This window comes from Acidovorax sp. GW823-FHT02H02 (assembly GCF_058797075.1).
In genome coordinates, this window is record NZ_JBXAJH010000015.1 from 22122 (window position 1) to 40266 (window position 18145).

Annotated in this window: 14 protein-coding genes; 7 read left to right on the forward strand and 7 right to left on the reverse strand. The window is 66.3% G+C overall.

The features are described 5' to 3' along the window. Positions 1-16: 16 nt before the first annotated feature. A complete protein-coding gene (locus AC1RDS_RS15810; RefSeq protein ID WP_492227169.1) occupies positions 17-1156 on the reverse strand; it encodes an aminoglycoside phosphotransferase family protein in 1140 nt (379 codons plus the stop codon). A gap of 72 nt (positions 1157-1228) precedes the next feature. On the opposite strand from AC1RDS_RS15810, the gene AC1RDS_RS15815 reads away from it, so the two are divergent. The 3 genes from AC1RDS_RS15815 to rsmA are packed head-to-tail and all read left to right on the forward strand — an operon-like array spanning position 1229 to position 5849. After that, complete coding sequence (locus tag AC1RDS_RS15815; RefSeq protein WP_492227170.1) at positions 1229-3664, forward strand: LPS-assembly protein LptD; 2436 nt, start codon at positions 1229-1231, stop codon at positions 3662-3664. A gap of 9 nt (positions 3665-3673) precedes the next feature. Beyond that, entirely contained in the window at positions 3674-5074 is a 1401-nt protein-coding gene (locus AC1RDS_RS15820) for a peptidylprolyl isomerase (RefSeq protein ID WP_492227171.1), read from the forward strand. 13 nt (positions 5075-5087) lie between these two features. Continuing rightward, positions 5088-5849 (forward strand): 16S rRNA (adenine(1518)-N(6)/adenine(1519)-N(6))-dimethyltransferase RsmA, encoded by a 762-nt coding sequence (gene rsmA, locus AC1RDS_RS15825; RefSeq protein ID WP_092697816.1) that lies wholly within the window; start codon positions 5088-5090, stop codon positions 5847-5849. A 373-nt stretch (positions 5850-6222) separates the two neighbouring features. Here the strand turns inward: rsmA and AC1RDS_RS15830 are convergent, their stop codons facing one another. The 4 genes from AC1RDS_RS15830 to aptA all read right to left on the reverse strand — a co-directional run bounded on the left by AC1RDS_RS15830 (position 6223) and on the right by aptA (position 11338). Beyond that, entirely contained in the window at positions 6223-6648 is a 426-nt protein-coding gene (locus AC1RDS_RS15830) for a barstar family protein (protein WP_026435591.1), read from the reverse strand. Between the two features lie 137 nt (positions 6649-6785). Beyond that, positions 6786-7193, reverse strand: a complete 408-nt coding sequence (locus tag AC1RDS_RS15835) for a guanyl-specific ribonuclease (RefSeq protein WP_492227172.1) — start codon at positions 7191-7193, stop codon at positions 6786-6788. Positions 7194-7348: 155 nt separating this feature from the next. Then, positions 7349-9667, reverse strand: coding sequence for an NADP-dependent malic enzyme (locus tag AC1RDS_RS15840; protein ID WP_492227173.1), 2319 nt, complete (start codon positions 9665-9667; stop codon positions 7349-7351). Positions 9668-9979: 312 nt separating this feature from the next. Further along, positions 9980-11338, reverse strand: a complete 1359-nt coding sequence (gene aptA / locus AC1RDS_RS15845; protein ID WP_287877037.1) for an omega-aminotransferase AptA — start codon at positions 11336-11338, stop codon at positions 9980-9982. A gap of 255 nt (positions 11339-11593) precedes the next feature. Here aptA and AC1RDS_RS15850 point away from each other — a divergent pair, with 255 nt between their 5' ends. Both AC1RDS_RS15850 and AC1RDS_RS15855 read left to right on the forward strand, forming a co-directional pair. After that, positions 11594-13444 carry a sensor histidine kinase gene (locus AC1RDS_RS15850; RefSeq protein ID WP_492227174.1) on the forward strand — a complete coding sequence of 617 codons (1851 nt, stop codon included), beginning with the start codon at positions 11594-11596 and terminating at the stop codon, positions 13442-13444. Continuing rightward, positions 13441-14106, forward strand: a complete 666-nt coding sequence (locus tag AC1RDS_RS15855) for a response regulator transcription factor (RefSeq protein ID WP_287877034.1) — start codon at positions 13441-13443, stop codon at positions 14104-14106. The genes AC1RDS_RS15850 and AC1RDS_RS15855 overlap by 4 nt, the downstream gene beginning before the upstream one ends. A gap of 80 nt (positions 14107-14186) precedes the next feature. Here AC1RDS_RS15855 and AC1RDS_RS15860 read toward each other — a convergent pair whose 3' ends face one another. Further along, on the reverse strand, positions 14187-15221 hold the full coding sequence (locus tag AC1RDS_RS15860; protein ID WP_092697822.1) for a c-type cytochrome: 1035 nt from the start codon (positions 15219-15221) through the stop codon (positions 14187-14189). A 171-nt stretch (positions 15222-15392) separates the two neighbouring features. On the opposite strand from AC1RDS_RS15860, the gene AC1RDS_RS15865 reads away from it, so the two are divergent. Then, positions 15393-16328: a LysR family transcriptional regulator gene (locus tag AC1RDS_RS15865; RefSeq protein WP_208859705.1), complete on the forward strand. Its 936-nt coding sequence runs from the start codon at positions 15393-15395 to the stop codon at positions 16326-16328. A gap of 263 nt (positions 16329-16591) precedes the next feature. Here the strand turns inward: AC1RDS_RS15865 and AC1RDS_RS15870 are convergent, their stop codons facing one another. Then, positions 16592-16840 carry a DUF2061 domain-containing protein gene (locus AC1RDS_RS15870; protein WP_092697823.1) on the reverse strand — a complete coding sequence of 83 codons (249 nt, stop codon included), beginning with the start codon at positions 16838-16840 and terminating at the stop codon, positions 16592-16594. A gap of 208 nt (positions 16841-17048) precedes the next feature. Between AC1RDS_RS15870 and AC1RDS_RS15875 the strand changes: the two genes are divergently transcribed. After that, complete coding sequence (locus AC1RDS_RS15875) at positions 17049-18095, forward strand: SPFH domain-containing protein (RefSeq protein WP_092697824.1); 1047 nt, start codon at positions 17049-17051, stop codon at positions 18093-18095. The last annotated feature ends 50 nt before the right edge of the window (positions 18096-18145 follow it).

Below are 18145 nucleotides of genomic sequence, written 5' to 3' on the forward strand. Positions count from 1 at the left end.
TGGACGGTGCAGCCCGTCACATCCGGCCGTAGGCGAAGCCTGTCACGGGTTCGGTGCCTTCGATCTGGTCCAGCATCTTGAGCAGCGGCCCCAGTTGCCGGTAGCGGTTGGCCGTGGCGCGGATATAGCCCATGAAGCGCGGCGCGTCGGCCAGGTACCTGGGCTTGCCGTCGCGCAGGGTCAGGCGCGCAAAGATGCCAGCCACCTTGAGGTGGCGCTGCAGGCCCATCCACTCCACGGCGCGGTAGAACTCGCCGAAGTCATCGCCCCAGCCGCTGGCGCTGGTGGCGCCCAGCAGGCCGGCCTTGCGCGCCTTCTCCCAGTAACGCACGGTAATGTCGATGACGAAATCTTCTTCCCAGCTGATGAAGGCGTCGCGCAGCAGGCTGGCGATGTCGTAGGTGATGGGGCCGTGGACGGCGTCCTGGAAATCCAGCACGCCCAGAGGGCCGCCTTCCTGCATGGGCACCATCAGATTCCGGGTCATGAAGTCGCGGTGCACATAGACCTGCGGGGCGGCCAGGTTGTGGGCCACGATGGCATCGAAGGCGCTTTGCAGTGTTGCCTGCTGCTTGTCGTCCAGCGTGACGGCGCGGTGTTTGGCCAGGTACCAGTCGGGAAACAGCGCCAGCTCGCGGCGCAGCAGCGTTTCGTCATAGGCCGGCAGCACGCCGGGCCTGGAGGCCTTCTGCCAGTCGAGCAGCACGTCGGTGGCCTGCTGGTACCAGCCATAGGCGGCCTGGGGGGTTTCGGGCCGCAGCAGCTCGATCAGCGTGGTGCTGCCCAGATCGCTGAGCAGCATGAAACCGCCGGGCTCGTCCCACGCCAGGATCTGCGGCACGTTCAGGCCGGCGGCGGCCATCAGGCCTTGCACCTGCACGAAGGGGCGGCAGTTTTCCTTGTCGGGCGGTGCGTCCATCACGATGCAGCTGGCGCCGGCGGCGCTGTCGATGCGCAGGTAGCGCCGAAAGCTGGCGTCGGCCGATGCCGGGCGCAGGCTGGCGGGCAGCAGCTGGTGGGCGGGGACCAGCGGTGCGAGCCACTGCGCGAACGCTGCCTGCCGGGCTGCATCGGGCCAGCTGACGAGGCTGGCCGGGTTGGCGATGGCGGGCGATGCCGCAGCAAGGGGCGTTGGGGGGGAAGAGGGGTGGCTCATGGATAATCCCATTTTACAAACCCGCCCTGCCTGGCGCGGGCCGTTTTTCAAGCCTTGTCCATATTGCCCGACGTGCCCCGCCGCCCGCCCTCCTTAGTGCAGAAGCCCCAACCCCTTTCCCGGCCGGTGCGGCAAGCCGCTGCGCGGGCCCGTCGGCCGGGGCTGCACCCTCTGGCCTGTGCCGTGGCGCTGGCCTGGTGCGGCCTGCCGCAGGCTGCCTTGGCGCAGGCCGATGCGCCCAGTGCCTGGGATGCCCCTCCGCTGCGCCGCAGCCCCCAGCTGCAGGAGACCCTGCCGGCCGACTTGCGGCCCCAACTGCCGGTGTTTGTGTCGGGCGACCGCATCACCGGCCAGCCCGATGTGAAGGCCACCATTGACGGCCATGCCGAGCTGCGCCGCGGAGATACCGTGATCCGTGCCGACCGGCTGGATTACACCGTGCCCGACGACCTGGCCCATGCGCAGGGGAGCGTGCACATCAACCGGGCCGGCAACACCTATGACGGCTCGGTGCTGGAGCTGCGCGTGGACGCGTTCCAGGGTTTCTTCAGCGATGCGCGTTACCGCTTTCTCAGCACCGGCGCCCATGGTGATTCCGCGCGCGTGGATTTCCTGGACCGCGACCGTAGCGTGGTGCACACCGCCACTTACACCACCTGCCAGAAAGACGACTCGGCCAGCTGGGCGCCCGACTGGGTGCTGCGCGCCAAGAGCATCCACCTGGACACGGCGGAAGAGGTTGGCACTGCCGACGAGGCCGTGCTGGAGTTCAAGGGCGTGCCGATACTGCCCATTCCGCACATCAGCTTTCCGCTGTCGGACAAGCGCAAGTCGGGGCTGCTGCCGCCCACGGTGGGCCTGGACAGCCGCAACGGCCTCGAATACATGCAGCCCTACTACTGGAACATCGCCCCCAACCGCGATGCCACGCTGCGCGGCGCCATCCTGGCCAAGCGCGGCGTCGAGGTCGGGGGGGAGTTCCGGTATCTGGAAAGCGACTACCGCGGCCTGGTGGACGTCAACCTGATGCCCACGGACAGCCAGCGCGACCGCAGGCGCTGGGGCTATTCGGCGCAGCACCAGGGGCAGATCAGCACCCCCGTGGGCGGCGTGGGCCTGAATCTCAACCTCAACCGGGTGAGCGACGACAACTACTGGCGCGATTTCCGCCGGGGCCCGCTGCCGCTGCGCCAGCGCCTGCTGCCCAGCGATGCCACCCTGTCATGGGCTGCAGCCGACATGTCGGCCCAGGTGCGCACCCTGAAGTGGCAGGCCCTGCAGGATGTGGCCTCGCCCATCGTGCCGCCCTACAACCTCATGCCCCAGCTGCTGTGGCGCTATGCGCCTCAGGATCTGGACCGGGGCCTGGATTTCAGCATGGTGGCCGACACCACGCGTTTCGAGGCGGACCGGGTGCTGCCCAACCCGGCCGATGGCCAGCGCAGCTTTGTCCAGGCGCAGCTGAGCCGCCCGTTTCTGGCGCCGGGGGGCTTCGTCATCCCCAAGCTGCAACTGCATGCCACGCAATACCAGTTCGACAACCCGCTGAGAAATGGCCAGAGCTCGGCCAGCCGCACCCTGCCCACCTTCAGCCTGGACAGCGGGCTGGTGTTCGAGCGCGATGCGCGCCTGCTGGGCCGCGCCTTCACGCAGACGCTGGAGCCGCGCGCGTTCTACACCTACACGCCCTATCGCGACCAGCGCTACCTGCCGCTGTACGACACGGCGGCCACAGACTTCAACTTCGGCACCATCTACACCGAAAACTCTTATGGCGGCAATGACCGCCTGGCAGACAACAACCTGCTGACCATGGGTGTGACGACGCGCTTCCTGGATCCCAATACCGGCGCCGAGGCCTTGCGCCTGGGCATTGCCCAGCGCCTGCGCTTCTCCGACCAGAACGTGACCCTGGACAACACGCCCATCAGTGAACGCCTGTCCGATGTGCTGCTCGGAGCGGGCATCAACTGGACACCGCAGTGGGGCTTTGACTCCACCGTGCAATACAACCCCAAGACGGGGCGCTCCATCCGTTCCACCGTGGGCGCACGCTACAGCCCTGGCAACTTCCGCACCATCAACGCGGTCTATCGCCTGCAGCGCGGCACCAGCGAGCAGATCGACGTGGGCTGGCAGTGGCCGCTGGCGGCCTTGTGGGGCGGGCAAGCTGCGGGCAGCGGCCCGGAGCGCGTCAAGGGCCAGGACGGCGGCCGCTGGTACACCGTGGGCCGCCTCAACTACAGCCTGCGCGACCGCAAACTGGTCGACACCGTGGTGGGCTTCGAATACGACAGCTGCTGCTGGATTGGCCGGGTGGTGCTGGAGCGCCTGCAAAGCAGCGTGACGACTGCCAACACGCGGCTGCTGTTCCAGATCGAATTCGTGGGTTTCTCGCGCCTGAGCCTGGGCAACAACCCCCTCGACACCCTGAAACGGAATGTGCCGCGTTACCAATACCTGCGTGATCAGGTCAGCACCCCCAGCCGCTTCAGCAACTATGACTAACCTGACACCATGAACCACCGTGCAATTGCTTTGGGCCTGGCGTGCCTGGCATCTTTCGTGACCCATGGCGCTGTGGCGCAGGGCTTGCGCTCTTCGGGGGCTGCGGGACCCGGCCTCTCGCGCACTTCGCCTGCGGCACCTTCCTTCACCTTGCCCGCTCCCGGTGCGGGCGCCGCGCTGCGGCAGGCCGATTTCATCGTGGCGGTGGTCAATTCGGAGCCCGTCACCAACAACGAGGTGCGGTCCCGGGCGGAGCGCATTGCACAGCAGGTGGCCCAGCAGGGCGGCAACCTGCCGCCCCGCGAGGCACTGGCCCGCGAGGTGCTGGAGCGCCTGATCGTGGAAAAGATCCAGCTGCAGCTGGCCCGTGAAGCCGGCATGCGCGTGGATGACTTTGCCGTGGGCCAGGCCGAGGAGAGCGTGGCCAAGCAAAACAGCGTCAGCGTGGCGGAGATGCACCGCCGGCTGGCAGCCGACGGCATCAGCAAGGAGCGCTTTCGCGACGAGCTGCGCAACCAGCTGCTGCTGCAACGCCTGCGCGAGCGCGATGTGCAGTCCCGTGTGCGCGTGAGCGATCTCGACGTGGACCAGTACCTGCGCGAACAGCAATCGAGTGCGGATGCCTCCAAGGTCGAAATCAACCTGGGCCATATCCTGGTGCGGGTGCCTGAGAACGCCAGCCCGGACCAGGTTGCCGAGCGCCAGGCCCGCGCCCAGCGTGCCGCCGACAAGGTGCGTGCCGGCGAGGACTTTGCGGCCGTGGCCAGAGAGTTCTCGGACTCCCCCGAAGCCAAGACGGCGGGCGGGCTGCTGGGCCTGCGCCCGGCCGACCGGTATCCCGAGCTGTTTGTCAGTGCCACGGCGCAGCTGCCCGTGGGAGGCATTGCCGGGCCCGTGCGTTCCGGGGCGGGTTTTCATGTGCTCAAGTTGGCCGACAGATCCACCGGCGGTGTCTCCACCCTGGTGACCCAGAGCCATGTGCGCCATATCCTGCTGCGCACCGGCCCCCAGCTGACCGAAAGCGCCGCCGCAGCGCGGCTGGCCGATTACCGGCGTCGCATCGTGGCGGGCCAGGCAGATTTTGCCGAGCTGGCGCGCGAGCATTCGCAGGACGGCAGCGCCAAGCAGGGCGGCGATCTGGGCTGGGCCAATCCGGGCCGCTACGTGCCCGAATTCGAGCAGGCCATGGGTGCACTCAGGCCCGGCGAGGTCAGTGAGCCCCTGGTGTCGCGTTTTGGCGTGCACCTGATCCAGCTGGTGGCGCGCCGCGAGGCCAAGCTTACCCAGCGCGAACAGCGCGACATGGCCCGCGACACGGTGCGCGAGAAGAAGGTCGAGGAGGCCTTCACCAACTGGCTGCAGGAGTTGCGGGGCCGCGCCTACGTCGAATACCGCGAAGCGCCGCAATGAAGATGGCCGCTGCATGAAACATATCCCCCGCAAGCGCTTCGGCCAGCACTTCCTGTCCGACGGCGGCATCATCGAGGCCATCGTCAGCGCCATCGCGCCGCTGCCGGGCCAGCCCATGGTGGAAATCGGCCCCGGCCTGGCCGCGCTGACCCAACCCCTGGTGGAGCGCCTGGGGCGCCTGACGGTGATCGAGCTGGACCGGGACCTGGCCTTGCGGCTGCGGCTGCACGGACAGCTCGATGTCATCGAGTCCGACGTGCTGAAAGTCGATTTCACGCAATTGGCGCAGCAGCTGGGCGTTCCAAAGATCCGGGTGGTCGGCAACCTGCCTTACAACATCTCCACGCCCATCCTGTTCCATCTGCTGGAGCATGTGCAGGCGATCGAAGACCAGCATTTCATGCTGCAAAAAGAGGTGATAGACCGCATGGTGGCGTCGCCCGCCACGTCGGACTACGGGCGTCTCTCGGTGATGCTGCAGTGGCGCTATGCCATGGAGAACGTGCTGTTCGTTCCGCCCGAAAGCTTCGATCCGCCGCCGCGCGTGGACAGCGCGGTGGTGCGCATGGTGCCCCACGCCGCACCGGCAGCGGTGCGTCCGGCACTGCTGTCCGAGCTGGTCCAGGTGGCCTTCAGCCAGCGGCGCAAATTGCTGCGCCACACCCTGGGCCGCTGGCTCGAAGGCCGGGGTTTTGCCGGCACTTTCGATACCCAGCGCCGTGCCGAGGAAGTGCCCGTGGCCGAATACGTGGCGCTGGCCCAGGCGTGCTCTTGAATGAGTAGCTGCCAGCGATCGATGGATAAGCGCTAGAGCCAGTTTCTATCAAAACTGTGGCGAATGGCGTGTCCCGTACCAGGGACACCGCGCAAGGGCCACCCCGCAGCGAGGGCATCGTCCCCCTTCCCGGCGCAGCCGAGAGAAGGGGGAAGGCGCGGTAGCGCCTCAGGGGGATGTCGCTATTACGCGGCTGTCAGCCAGTAGCCCGCGTTGAAGGGGCTGCTCATGCGCAGTGCCAGGGGCGAGATGTCGACCAGTTTGTCGGTTGGCATCTTTTCGGCGGTTTCCGGGTCGATGGCGATGCCCTGGACCGCTGGCGTTTCTTGAGCCTCGTTCGCCCGTTCTGCTTGGCTGGTGGTTGCAGAACGGGCTACAGAAAAGAATAGAAACAGCGGAAGGGAATCTTGCGGTCACCCCAGAAATCTGCCGCATCGCGGAAGATATCGAGCAGCTGCTCCCGTGCTTCCTTGTCGAACTTGCCCGTGGCCGGAATCTGTTCGAGCACGACGATGAAGCCCGGCTGCGGCCCCGACTTGTGCAGCGGATCGGTCATGCAGTCGTAGAGCGCATCGAAATTCTTGCCGAAGTGCGCCGGAAAAGTGAACTGCGCGGCAATCAAGTCCAGCACATCCTGTTTGGACTGGGCGTGGGCCAGGTTGGCATACAGAAAATGGTGACCCAGGGAACCCGCGGCATCTTGCAGATCCTGCACGCGAAAAGCGCGAATGGATTGCACGATGTTGGTGCGCACGCCACGCAGTGGCGTTTCCAGGTCTTTACGAAGGGGCGTCTGCATCTCCGTTGCTCTTTCTTTATAAGGTCCAAAAACTTCTGGCTGACCACAAAACCGCAGGATGCGGGATTCGGGTCGGGAAAACAAGGGGGTCTGCTGCCCACCACCCCGGCAAGGGTGGGCGGACAACCCATCAGGCATCATTCGACAATCCTGCGAAAACTGGTGTAGTGGTCGCTGGTGTAATAACAGGCATCCGGTTCCCGGGGCTTGCCACCACACACAATGCGCCGGGCGCCTCGATCGCGCGCGCCTGGGGTTCTGACGGTGTATTCGCGGTAATAGCCGCGCGGATTGGCCGGCAATATCCGCTCACGATTGCCAAAAACCGTTCCGTCCTTGTCGTGCGGAAAAGGGCCACCATTCTGGATCAGCACATAAGTCGAACGGCCCTGGGGGGGGAGTTCCGCCACGGTGATGGAAGCCATGGAACCGTCGGTGAACGGGGATTTCCGGGCGTGTCCGGCAACCGGACCCAGTACCAACGCAACACCCACAACACACAAAACCCCTGCTTTTCGCACTTGGGTGGCTACAGCCTTGAGCATCAACGATACCTTTCAGAAACTACGGGTTAACCCGAAATTTCAACGGGCTAGTGTCGCTCAAAGCCCCCCAAAAAGCAAGCGCCTGCACAAAGATTGGGCAGGCGCCGGGGGTTTTGGGGGTGCACCAAAGTTAGTGCACGCTGTTTGTTGAAGGCTTACCGTGCTGCGCTGGCGTCGGCCACGGTAATGGCTGTCATATTCACCAGGCGCCGTACGGTGGTGCTGGGGGTGAGGATGTGCACCGGCTGTGCGGCCCCCAGCAGCACCGGGCCGATGGCGATGTTGCCACCCGCTGCCGTCTTGAGCAGGTTGTAGGAAATGTTGGCGGCGTCGATGTTGGGCAGCACCAGCAGGTTGGCATCGCCCGCCAGGCTGCTGTGGGGCATGAGCGCGGCGCGCGCCTTGCCGTCCAGGGCCACGTCGCCGTGCATCTCACCGTCCACTTCCAGCCAGGGCGCCTGCGCGCGCAAGAGCTCCAGCGTCTGGCGCATCTTCACGGCACTGGGCTGGTTGCTGGAGCCAAAGTTGGAATGCGACAGCAGCGCGGCCTTGGGCTTGATGCCAAAGCGCATCATTTCCTCGGCCGCCATGATGGTGATCTCGGCCAGCTGCTCGGCCGTGGGATCGTAGTTCACATGCGTATCGATGAGGAACACCTGGCGGTCGGGCAGCAGCAGGCCGTTCATGCACGCGTAGGTGTTGACCCCCGCGCGCTTGCCGATCACCTGGTCGATGTACTGCAGGTGGTGTGCCGTTTGGCCCCAGGTGCCGGTGATCAGCCCGTCGACCTCGCCCTTGTGCAGCAGCATGGCGCCGATCAACGTTAAGCGGCGGCGCATCTCGATCTTGGCGATCGGTGCGGTGATGCCCTTGCGCTCGGTCATGCGGTGGTAGGTCTGCCAGAAGTCGCGGTAGCGGTGGTCCTGCTCGACGTTGACCACGTCATAGTCCTGCCCCTCCTTGAGGCGCAGGCCGAACTTCTCGATGCGCTGCGCAATGATGGCCGGGCGGCCGATCAGGGTGGGGCGGGCGATCTTTTCGTCCACCACGATCTGTGCGGCGCGCAGCACGCGCTCTTCCTCGCCCTCGGCGTAGGCCACGCGCTTCTTGGTGGCGGCCTTGGCGGCGGTGAAGATGGGCTTCATGGTGGTGCCCGAGGCATACACGAAGGTCTGCAGATGGTCGCGGTAGGCGTCCATGTCCGCGATGGGGCGCAGGGCCACGCCGCTGTCCACGGCGGCCTGGGCCACGGCCGGTGCGATCATCATCATCAGGCGCGGATCGAACGGCTTGGGAATCAGGTATTCCGGGCCGAAGGCCAGCGGCTCGCCCACATAGGCCGCGGCCACCACTTCGCTCTGCTCGGCCTGGGCCAGCTCGGCGATGGCGTACACGGCGGCGATTTCCATCTCCATCGTGATGGTGGTGGCGCCGCAATCGAGCGCACCGCGGAAGATGTAGGGGAAGCACAGGACGTTGTTGACCTGGTTCGGATAGTCCGAGCGGCCGGTGGCCATGATGGCGTCGTCGCGCACGGCCTTCACGTCCTCGGGCTGGATCTCGGGGTTGGGGTTGGCCAGGGCGAAGATCAGGGGGCGCGGTGCCATGCGGGCCACCATATCCTTCTTGAGCACGCCGCCGGCCGACAGGCCCAGGAACACATCGGCGCCCGCGATGATCTCGCCGAGCGTGCGCGCATCGGTCTTTTGCGCGAAAAATCGCTTGTCCTCGTCCATCAGCTCGGTGCGGCCTTCATAGACCACGCCGGCGATGTCGGTCACCCAGATGTTCTCGCGCGGAATGCCCAGCTTGACCAGCAGGCCCAGGCAGGCCAGTGCCGCGGCGCCCGCGCCCGAGGTCACGAGCTTGATGCTCTGCAGGTCCTTGCCCGCCACCTTCAGGCCGTTGAGGATGGCGGCGCCCACCGTGATCGCCGTGCCGTGCTGGTCGTCATGGAAGACCGGGATCTTCATGCGCTCGCGCAGCTTGCGTTCGATGTAGAAACAGTCGGGGGCCTTGATGTCTTCCAGGTTGATGCCGCCAAAGGTGGGCTCCAGCGCAGCGATGATCTCGACCAGCTTTTCGGGGTCTTTCTCGTTGATCTCGATGTCGAACACATCGATGCCCGAGAACTTCTTGAACAGCACGCCCTTGCCTTCCATCACGGGCTTGCCGGCCAGCGGGCCGATGTCGCCCAGGCCCAGCACGGCCGTGCCGTTGGTCACCACACCCACCAGGTTGCCGCGGCTGGTGTATTTGAAGGCGGCGTTGGGGTCCTTGACGATTTCTTCGCAGGGGGCGGCGACACCGGGCGAGTAGGCCAGCGCCAGGTCATGCTGGTTGACCATCTGCTTGGTGGCCGCAATCGCAATCTTGCCGGGCTTGGGAAACTCGTGGTATTCGAGAGCGGCCTTGCGCAGGAGCGCACGCTTGTCGGGAAGAGGATGGTTGTCGGCCGTGGTGTTCTCGGGCATCAAGCGTCTCCAGCTTTCAGAAAGTGCCGGGGTCCGCGGTGGATCTGCTCGGGCCGGACCGTCAGCTTTGTAAGGGGAGGTGCATTGTAGGCTGGGTCCCGTGACAGCCCTGGCCCGCCAACGTGCTTATCTGATTGCAACACTTGTTCAGGAAAGGATCAAAGCTGCAAGATCGGAAGCATCGGTTCCGTGGCCAGCGAGTGTCTGGCGGGCGGAGCCGGAATGTGCAATAAAACGCATCTGGCGTTGTCCATAAAGCGCCAGATGCTATGAATTTTGCAGCCATTGGCGTGTGTAGGCATCTGGCGCGTTTTACGCCGTCTCCGCCAGCGCATCGCCCAGCGCATTGACCAGGCGGTCGATCTCGGCGCGTTCGCTGATGAACGGCGGTGCCAGCTGGATGGTGTCGCCACCGTAGCGCACGTAAAAGCCCTTCTTCCAGCAGTTCATCGCGATTTCGTAGGGTCGCTTGGCGGGTTCGCCGGGCAGCGGCGCAATCGTCAGGCCCGCAGCCAGGCCGAAGTTGCGGATGTCCAGCACATGCCTGGCGCCCTTCAGGCTGTGCACGGATTCTTCAAAATACGGCGCCAGGGCGTTGACGCGGCCGATCATGTCTTCCTTTTGCAGGATGTCGAGCGCCGCAATGCCCGCTGCGCAGGCCACGGGGTGGGCCGAGTAGGTGTAGCCATGCGGGAACTCCAGCATGTAGTCCGGGCCGCCCGCTGCCATGAAGGTGTCGTAGATCTCCTTGCTGGCCACCACGCCGCCCAGCGGCTGCGCCCCGTTGGTGACCTGCTTGGCAAAGTTCAGGATGTCGGGCGTCACGCCAAAGGCCTCGGCGCCGGTCCAGGCACCGCTGCGGCCAAAACCGCTGATCACTTCGTCAAAAATCAGCAAAATGTTGTTCTGCGTGCAGATTTCGCGCAAGCGCTGCAGGTAGCCCACGGGCGGGATGACGACGCCGGCCGAGCCCGAGAAGGGCTCGACGATGACGGCGGCGATATTGCTTGCGTCGTGCAGCGCAATCACGTCGAGCAGCCGGTCGGCCAGCTCCTTGCCGGTGGGCGGCAGGCCCTTGTGGAACGAGCCCGCCGGCGGCTGGGTATGGGGCAGGTGGTCGGCCTCCACACCCTGGCCGAACAGCTTGCGGTTGGCCACGATGCCGCCGACCGAGATGCCGCCGAAGTTCACGCCGTGGTAGCCCTTTTCGCGGCCGATCAGGCGCGTCTTGGTGCCCTGGCCCTTGGCGCGCCAGTAGGCGCGGGCCATCTTGAGCGAGGTGTCGGCAGACTCCGAGCCCGAGCCGGTGAAGAACACATAGTCGAGCCCGGTGGGCGTGATGGCCTTGATGCGGTTGGCCAGCTCGAACGACAGCGGGTGGCCGAACTGGAAGGCGGGCGCGTAGTCGAGCTTCATCGCTTGCTTGCCGATGGCTTCGGCGATCTCGCGGCGGCCATGGCCCAGGCCCGAGCACCACAGGCCCGAGAGGCCGTCAAAAATCTTGCGGCCCTCGCTGTCGGTGTAATACGCGCCGCTGCCCTCCACGATCATGCGCGGGTTTTGCTTGAACTGGCGGTTGGCCGTGTAGGGCATCCAGTGCGCGTCCAGCCATTCGGCGTCCATGCGGGGTGCGGCGCCAGCGGCGGGGGTGTCGATGGGGGCAAAGCTCATGGGGGTCTCCGGTGCATACAGATAGAGATGGGCGCCCCGGTTGGGGCACGGAGTAGCCATTGTTGTTCCGGTTGCCAATTGCTCAAAGAACGCAATATCAATGTTCACTTGCTGATCTATGCAAGCATTGGTCGTTTTTGCTGTGCGGTGATGGTGTTTGATTTGCTATTAAATAAATAGCTATTTATCCTGAACAGGAAAGAGTTTCGGCCTTTTTGTTCAAAGACTGAATCGACCTTTGCTTACAATTCGCCCATGCGCAAGCCCACCTTCTTCCGATGCGCTGGCGCGGTAGGGCGCTGGCTGGCGGCAGCCTGCCTGCTGGCTGCGCCGCTGGCGGGGGCCGGGCAGACGGCCGCGGTGGCCACCGCGCCCATCCGCATCGGCGTGCTGGCCGTACTGGACGGCGAGGACTCCCGTCGCCTGTGGCAGCCGCTGGTCGACGGGCTGGCGCGCGCCCTGCCGGGGCACAGCGTGCGGCTGCAGGTGCTCGACCCGGATGCGCTGGAATCGGCGCTGGCGCGGCAGGCCCTGGACTTCGTGGTGACCAACCCGGGGCACTATGTGCGGCTGGAGGCACGCCACGGCGCCACGCGCATCGCCACCCAGACCACCGCCGAAAGCGATGACCCCGCCCACACCGTGGGCTCGGCCGTGGTGGTGCGCGCTGGCACGCCCGTGCCCGCCACGCTGGAGGCCTTGCGCGGGCAGCGCGTGGCGGCCGTGGCCGAAGATGCCTTTGGCGGCTACCAGCTGGTGGCGCATGAATGGTTGCAGAGCGGCCTGGACGCCGAGGCGGGCGCGGTGCAGCGGGTGTTCACCGGTTTTCCGATGCAGCGCGTGGCCGACGCGGTGCTGGCGGGCCGGGCCGACGCGGGCATCCTGCGCACCTGCGTGCTGGAGCAGCTTGAACGCGCGGGGCGCGTGGCCCCGGGCGCGCTGGTGGTGGTGGGCGCGCGGCCAGATGCGCCGGCGGCCTGCCAGTCGTCCACGCCGCTGTACCCCGGCTGGGCGTTTGCCGCCCTGGCCAGCACGCCGCCCGAGCTGGGCCGCACCGTGCTGCTGGCGTTATTGACCTTGCCCGTCGATGCCCAGGGCGGCCGCTGGTCGGTGCCCGCAGATTACCAGCGCGTGCACGAGGTGCTGCGCGCGCTGCAGGCCGAGCCCTATGCGTTCTTGCGCGAGACCCGGGTGCAGGCGCTGCTGGGCCGCTACTGGTACCTGCTGGCCGGCACGCTGGCCGTGCTGCTGCTGGGTGCGGTCTACATGCTGCATGTGGAACTGCTGGTCAAGCGCCGCACCGCCGAGCTCACGCGCAGCCTGCGCGAGCGCGAGCGCCTGGCGCAGCAACTGGCGCAGGGGCAGGAGACCATGGACCACCTCTCGCGCCTGTCCATACTGGGCGAGCTGTCGGCCACGCTGGCGCACGAACTCAGCCATCCGCTGGCCACCATTGCCAACTACGCCGCCAGCGTGCAGCGCCGTGCCGCCAGCGGCAAGCTCACGCCCGACGCGCTGGCGCAGGCGCTGCAGGACATGGCCCAGGAAACCGAGCGTGCCACGCGCGTGATCGCCAGCATCCGGGCGCTGGCACGCCGGCGCGTGCCGGTGCGCGCGCTCAGCGACCCGGTGGCGCTGGCCAACGAGGCCGTGGCACTGTTTGGTGGCCTGCTGGGCCAGGCACCGCCGATTCGCGTCGAATGCGCGCCCGGCAGCCGGGGCCTGCGCGTGCCGGGTGACCCGCAGCAGATCCAGCAGGTGCTGCTGAACCTGCTGAAAAATGCGCTGGACGCCCACCGCGCCGCCGGCCGGGCAAACGCCCCCATCACTATCCATATCGAACGCCAGGGCGACCGCCTGGCCATCGCCGTGCAGGACCAGGGCGCGCCCCTGAGCGATGCCGAGCGTGCGCGGCTGTTCGAGCCCTTCTACACCACCCGCCCCGACGGCCTGGGCCTGGGCCTGGCCATCTGCCGGGGCATTGCCGAAACGCATGGCGGTGCGCTGCAGGCCCGCCCGGCCGGCGCGGCGGGCGAGCCCGGCATGGTGTTCGAATTGCTGCTGCCGCTGGCCCTGCCCACGCCCCACCAGGACGCAACACCATGACCGCACCCCCTCCCGTCATCCATGTGGTGGACGACGACCCCGCCTTCCTGCGCTCGACCCTGTTCATGGTCGAAGGGCTGGGTTTTGCGCCCGTGGGTTACGCGCAGGCGCAGGATTTTCTGGATGCCCATCCAGCGCCCGTGCCCCAGGGCTGCTGCCTGCTGCTGGACATCCGCATGCCGCGCATGAGCGGGCTGGAGCTGCAGCGGCGCCTGGCCGACCTGGGGCGCGACTATCCCATCGTGTTCATGACTGGGCACGGCGACATCGACCAGGCCGTGCAGGCCATGCGCGCGGGCGCCATCGACTTTCTGCAAAAGCCTTTTCGCGAGCAGGCGCTGCTCGATGCGCTGAACTACGCCGTGGGTGTGAACCTGGCAGCGCAGCACCAGCAGGGGCTGCGCGCCGCCGCGCAGGAGCAGCTCGGGCGCCTGTCGCCGCGCGAGCGCGATGTGGCGCGCCTGGTGGCATTGGGCCTGAGCAACAAGGAAGTGGCGCGGCAGCTGAGCATCAGCGACCACACCGTGCATGTCCACCGCCAGCGCATCACCGAGAAGACCGGCAGCGGCCATGCCGCCGATCTGGCCCGCTTGATCTTGCGCGCCGACCCCCGGGCGCTGGACGACGGCGGCACCTCCGTGCCGCCGCCGCACCCTGTTTAAGCTATCAAATCAAGAGCTGTTGCACTTCGGATTTGAGGCCGCCAAGCGCTACAACCATAATTGTCTGAACTTTCAGGCCTTTAGCGGGCAGGCTGGGGCGCTGCCTTGGCGCGCTCGGCGGCGGCACCGGCCTTGAGCTGCTCCATCATTTCCTTTTGCTTGGCCACCAGCGGCGGGAAGGGTCCGAAGCGGTGCTGGTCTGCATCGGCGCCCAGCAGGTAGGGCGGGAAGGCCGAGTCCACCGGCTTGTTCCAGCGTGCCGGGAAGTCCACCTCCAGGTTGGCCTTGGTGGGGCGCGGCTTGGAGAGCACGAACGCGGCCACGTCGTAGGCCTCGTCATCGCTCAGTTGCGGCGCGTCGTGCGATGCGCCCAGCGGCATGTTGTGCTTGATGAAGCGCGTGGCCATGATCAGGCGGTTCATGCCTGCGCCGTTGTTGAAGGTGTCGTTGCCCCACAGCGGCGGGAAGGTGTAGCCCTGCGCATCGCCCACCTGGCCGGCGCGCACGCCCTGGCCGTCGGGGCCGTGGCATACCGCGCACTTGGCTGCGTACACCTTGCCTCCCGCCACCGTGTCGGCGCGCCGGTTGGGCATCTTGCTTTGCACCATGCCAGCGCCCTGCACCGTGGCGCCCACCGGGATGCCTTGCGACAGGAAGGAGATGTAGGTCACAAAAGCCTTCATCTCGCGCGAGTTCAGCGGCAGGGGCTTTCCGCTCATGCTGCGCTCCATGCAGCCGTTGACGCGCTCCTCGACGGTGCTGATATCGTCCTCGCGTCCACGGTACTGCGGGAAGGTGGCCGACACGCCGCTCCAGGGCATGGCAAAGGGCTTGGTGGCGTTGCTCTGGTGGCAGGAAGCGCAGGCCAGGTTGTTGCCCGCCAGGCGGCGGCGTACGTCCTGCACCTCGGGGCCGATGTGGGCAAAGGTGCGCGTGGTCAGCTCGTGGCCGTACTGCACCAGCTCGCGGTACTGGCCGGGCGGCAGCTTGTCGATTTCGGGCACGGCGCGGCCCACCAGGTTGACGGGCGCGGGCGCATCGGTGGCGGCCAGGGCGGCAGTGCAAAGCAGGGCCAGTGCAGGGGCGGCCAGCAGTTTCTGAAGAGAGGGAGTCATGGTCTTATGCCTTTCTTGTGGGACGCGACCATCGTAGATGGGTGCCCGGGGCCACCGCAAGCGCCTGTTCCGGCCAAGCCTGTAGCCTTTTCAGGCTATTGCGTTCGCGCCGGCACCGGCTATCGGGCTGGTAGCCTTGGGGGGTGTTTTTCCCTTGCCCGTATCACCGCAATGCCCGCCCCTTCCCCCCGTGAACGTGCCGTGCTGGGCCAGCTCAGCGACATGGACCTGCGCCTGCTGCAGGTGTTCAAGAGCGTGGCCGAGTGCGGCGGCATGTCGGCGGCCGAGCTGGAGCTGAACATCGGCACCAGCACCGTCAGCCGCCACATGAAAGACCTGGAGACGCGCCTGGGCCTCACGCTGTGCCGGCGTGGGCGCGCGGGCTTTGCCCTCACGCCCGAGGGCCAGCGCGTGTACGACGAAACCCTGCGGCTGCTGAGCGCCGTGGACGCGTTTCGCAGCAGCATCGACGACATCCACCGCCGCATGGGCGGGCGCCTGGAGGTGGCGGTGTTCGACAAGACCGCCAGCAACCCGGCGGCGCACATTGGCGACGCGATTGCGCTGTTCACGGCCCAGGCACCGGACGTGAGCCTGCAGATGCATGTGGCCTCGATCAACGCCATCGAGCGCGGGCTGATCGACGGCAGCCTGCATATCGGCATCATCCCGGCGCACCGCGCCTCGCAGAGCCTGGTGTATGCCAGCCTGTTCACCGAGACCATGCTGCTGTACTGCGGTGTGCGCCACCCGCTGTTCGGTGCCGACCACACGGCCCTGACCTGGGAGGCCTTGCGTGCCCACCAGTTTGCCGGCCTGGGCTACCACTCGCCCAACATGGAGCTGAGCCACAGCGCGCATCTGCCGCGCAAGGCCACGGGGTTTGACCAGGAGTCGATCGCCACGCTGATCCTCTCGGGCCGCTACCTGGGCTTTCTGCCCGACCACTACGCCGAAGCCTTCGTGCGCCAGGGCCAGATGCAGGCCGTGCAGCCCGCGCAGTTTCTCTACCGCTGCCAGTTTGTCAGCGTGCTGCGCAAGTCGCCCCAGCCACCGCGCGCGGCCCAGGCGTTTGCGCAATGCCTGCTGGCCGCGCATGGTGGATAGTCCCACGGCATTGCGCCGGCCCTGCAGGCGTTTCATGGCATCCATGGAGAGCCAGCCTGCAAACCCTCAGGGCGCAGGGCCTGCGGGAGGACGCGCTGCTCGACGTGAAGGCCTGATACGGATTCGCCTTCCAACGTCCATCAACCCGCCGAAGCCAGTCCGGCCAGGCGCTGGACCAGCCAGCGCTGGAAGGCAAGGCCCGCTCTGCTTCGGCTGTGCAAGGGAATGCGGTACATGGTGGGCTCCTTGAAGTGGTGGGTGGTTCAGGCGTTGTGCAATGCCGGGCTGTTGCCCGCCTGGCGGTGCGCGGCGCGCTCCCAGGCTTTTTCGTGGAAAAAGAAGGCCACGGCCTGCACCGTGGGTTCCAGCAGGCTCAGCGTGAGCGAGGCCCACAGGTTGCCGGTGACGGCATAGGCCACCAGCGCGGCCACGCAGATGTGGATGAGGTAGTAGCTGCCCGTCTTCATCAGCATGGTCTTGTTCTGGCGGGCGGCGCGGCGGATGAGGGACATGGCGGACTCCTTGGCTTCAACGGGGCCTGCGGTGAAAAACAGGCGCAGTCAAATGGTAGTCATTCTCAACATCGGTGGCCAATTGATCGTGCCTAAGCCGTGGATAGCCGCCCGCAGCCGGGGCCGGCAAAGCCGCCTTTCGCGTCACCCCCCGTTGCTATGATGGCCGTCTTTCCCCCCAACCCCTCATCGCAACCGGGAGCACCGCATGGCCCTCATGGACTTCATCAAGAAACAGTTCATCGACATCCTGGAGTGGACCGAAGAGGGCGATGGCCAGCTTGCCTGGCGCTACCCGATGGCGGGGATGGAAATCCAGAACGGCGGCACGCTGGTGGTGCGCGAGTCGCAGATGGCCGTCTTCGTCAACGAGGGCCAGTTGGCCGACGTGTTCGGCCCCGGCACCTACAAGCTGACCACGCAGACCCTGCCGGTGCTCACCTACCTGAAGAACTGGGACAAGCTGTTCCAGTCGCCCTTCAAGAGCGATGTGTACTTCTTCAGCACGCGCCAGCAGATCGATCAGAAATGGGGAACGCCCCAGCCCATCACCATCCGCGACAAGGACTTTGGCGCGGTGCGCCTGCGCGCGTTCGGCAACTACGCCTACCGCATCGCCGATCCCAAGCTGTTCCACACCGAGATCTCGGGCACCCGCGACAGCTACCCTGTGGCCGACCTCGAAGGCCAGCTGCGCGGCCTGGTGCTGCAGAACATCAGCAACGCCATCGCGGGCAGCGGCCTGCCGTTTCTCGACCTGGCGGCCAACCAGGTGATGTTTGCCGATGCGCTGGCCAAGGAGCTGGCACCCGTTTTTGCCAAGATCGGCCTGGTCATCGAGAGCCTGACGGTGCAGAACGTCTCGCTGCCCGAAGAGCTGCAGAAGATCCTGGACCAAAAAATCGGCATGGGCATGGTCGGCAACGACATGGGCAAGTTCATGCAGTACCAGACCGCGCAGGCCATCCCGAAATTTGCCGAAGGCGCCGGCAATGGCGGTGGCGGCATTGCCGGCGACGCCATGGGCCTGGGCGCTGGCGTGGCGCTGGGCCAGGTGCTGGCGCAAAACCTGCAGGCCGGTCTGCAAGGCGGCGGGGCGGCGGCGCAGGCGCCTGCTGCGGCCGCACCGGTGGGCGTCAAGCCCGAAGACGTGATGGCCACACTCGAAAAGCTGGGCGAGCTCAAGGCCAAGGGCATCCTCACGCCGGAAGAGTTCGACGCCAAGAAGGCCGAGCTGCTCAAGAAATTGGTCTGATTGCTATTGTCTGGATAGCTGTCTGCGCTTGATGGGTAAGCGCAAGAGGC

Bases quoted from the DNA above. Each gene is read 5' to 3' on its own strand.
- AC1RDS_RS15810 (WP_492227169.1), bottom strand. From the start codon at position 1,156: ATGAGCCACCCCTCTTCCCCCCCAACGCCCCTTGCTGCGGCATCGCCC.
- AC1RDS_RS15820 (WP_492227171.1), top strand. From the start codon at position 3,674: ATGAACCACCGTGCAATTGCTTTGGGCCTGGCGTGCCTGGCATCTTTC.
- rsmA (WP_092697816.1), top strand. From the start codon at position 5,088: ATGAAACATATCCCCCGCAAGCGCTTCGGCCAGCACTTCCTGTCCGAC.
- AC1RDS_RS15830 (WP_026435591.1), bottom strand. From the start codon at position 6,648: ATGCAGACGCCCCTTCGTAAAGACCTGGAAACGCCACTGCGTGGCGTG.
- AC1RDS_RS15835 (WP_492227172.1), bottom strand. From the start codon at position 7,193: ATGCTCAAGGCTGTAGCCACCCAAGTGCGAAAAGCAGGGGTTTTGTGT.
- AC1RDS_RS15840 (WP_492227173.1), bottom strand. From the start codon at position 9,667: ATGCCCGAGAACACCACGGCCGACAACCATCCTCTTCCCGACAAGCGT.
- aptA (WP_287877037.1), bottom strand. From the start codon at position 11,338: ATGAGCTTTGCCCCCATCGACACCCCCGCCGCTGGCGCCGCACCCCGC.
- AC1RDS_RS15850 (WP_492227174.1), top strand. From the start codon at position 11,594: ATGCGCAAGCCCACCTTCTTCCGATGCGCTGGCGCGGTAGGGCGCTGG.
- AC1RDS_RS15855 (WP_287877034.1), top strand. From the start codon at position 13,441: ATGACCGCACCCCCTCCCGTCATCCATGTGGTGGACGACGACCCCGCC.
- AC1RDS_RS15860 (WP_092697822.1), bottom strand. From the start codon at position 15,221: ATGACTCCCTCTCTTCAGAAACTGCTGGCCGCCCCTGCACTGGCCCTG.
- AC1RDS_RS15865 (WP_208859705.1), top strand. From the start codon at position 15,393: ATGCCCGCCCCTTCCCCCCGTGAACGTGCCGTGCTGGGCCAGCTCAGC.
- AC1RDS_RS15870 (WP_092697823.1), bottom strand. From the start codon at position 16,840: ATGTCCCTCATCCGCCGCGCCGCCCGCCAGAACAAGACCATGCTGATG.
- AC1RDS_RS15875 (WP_092697824.1), top strand. From the start codon at position 17,049: ATGGCCCTCATGGACTTCATCAAGAAACAGTTCATCGACATCCTGGAG.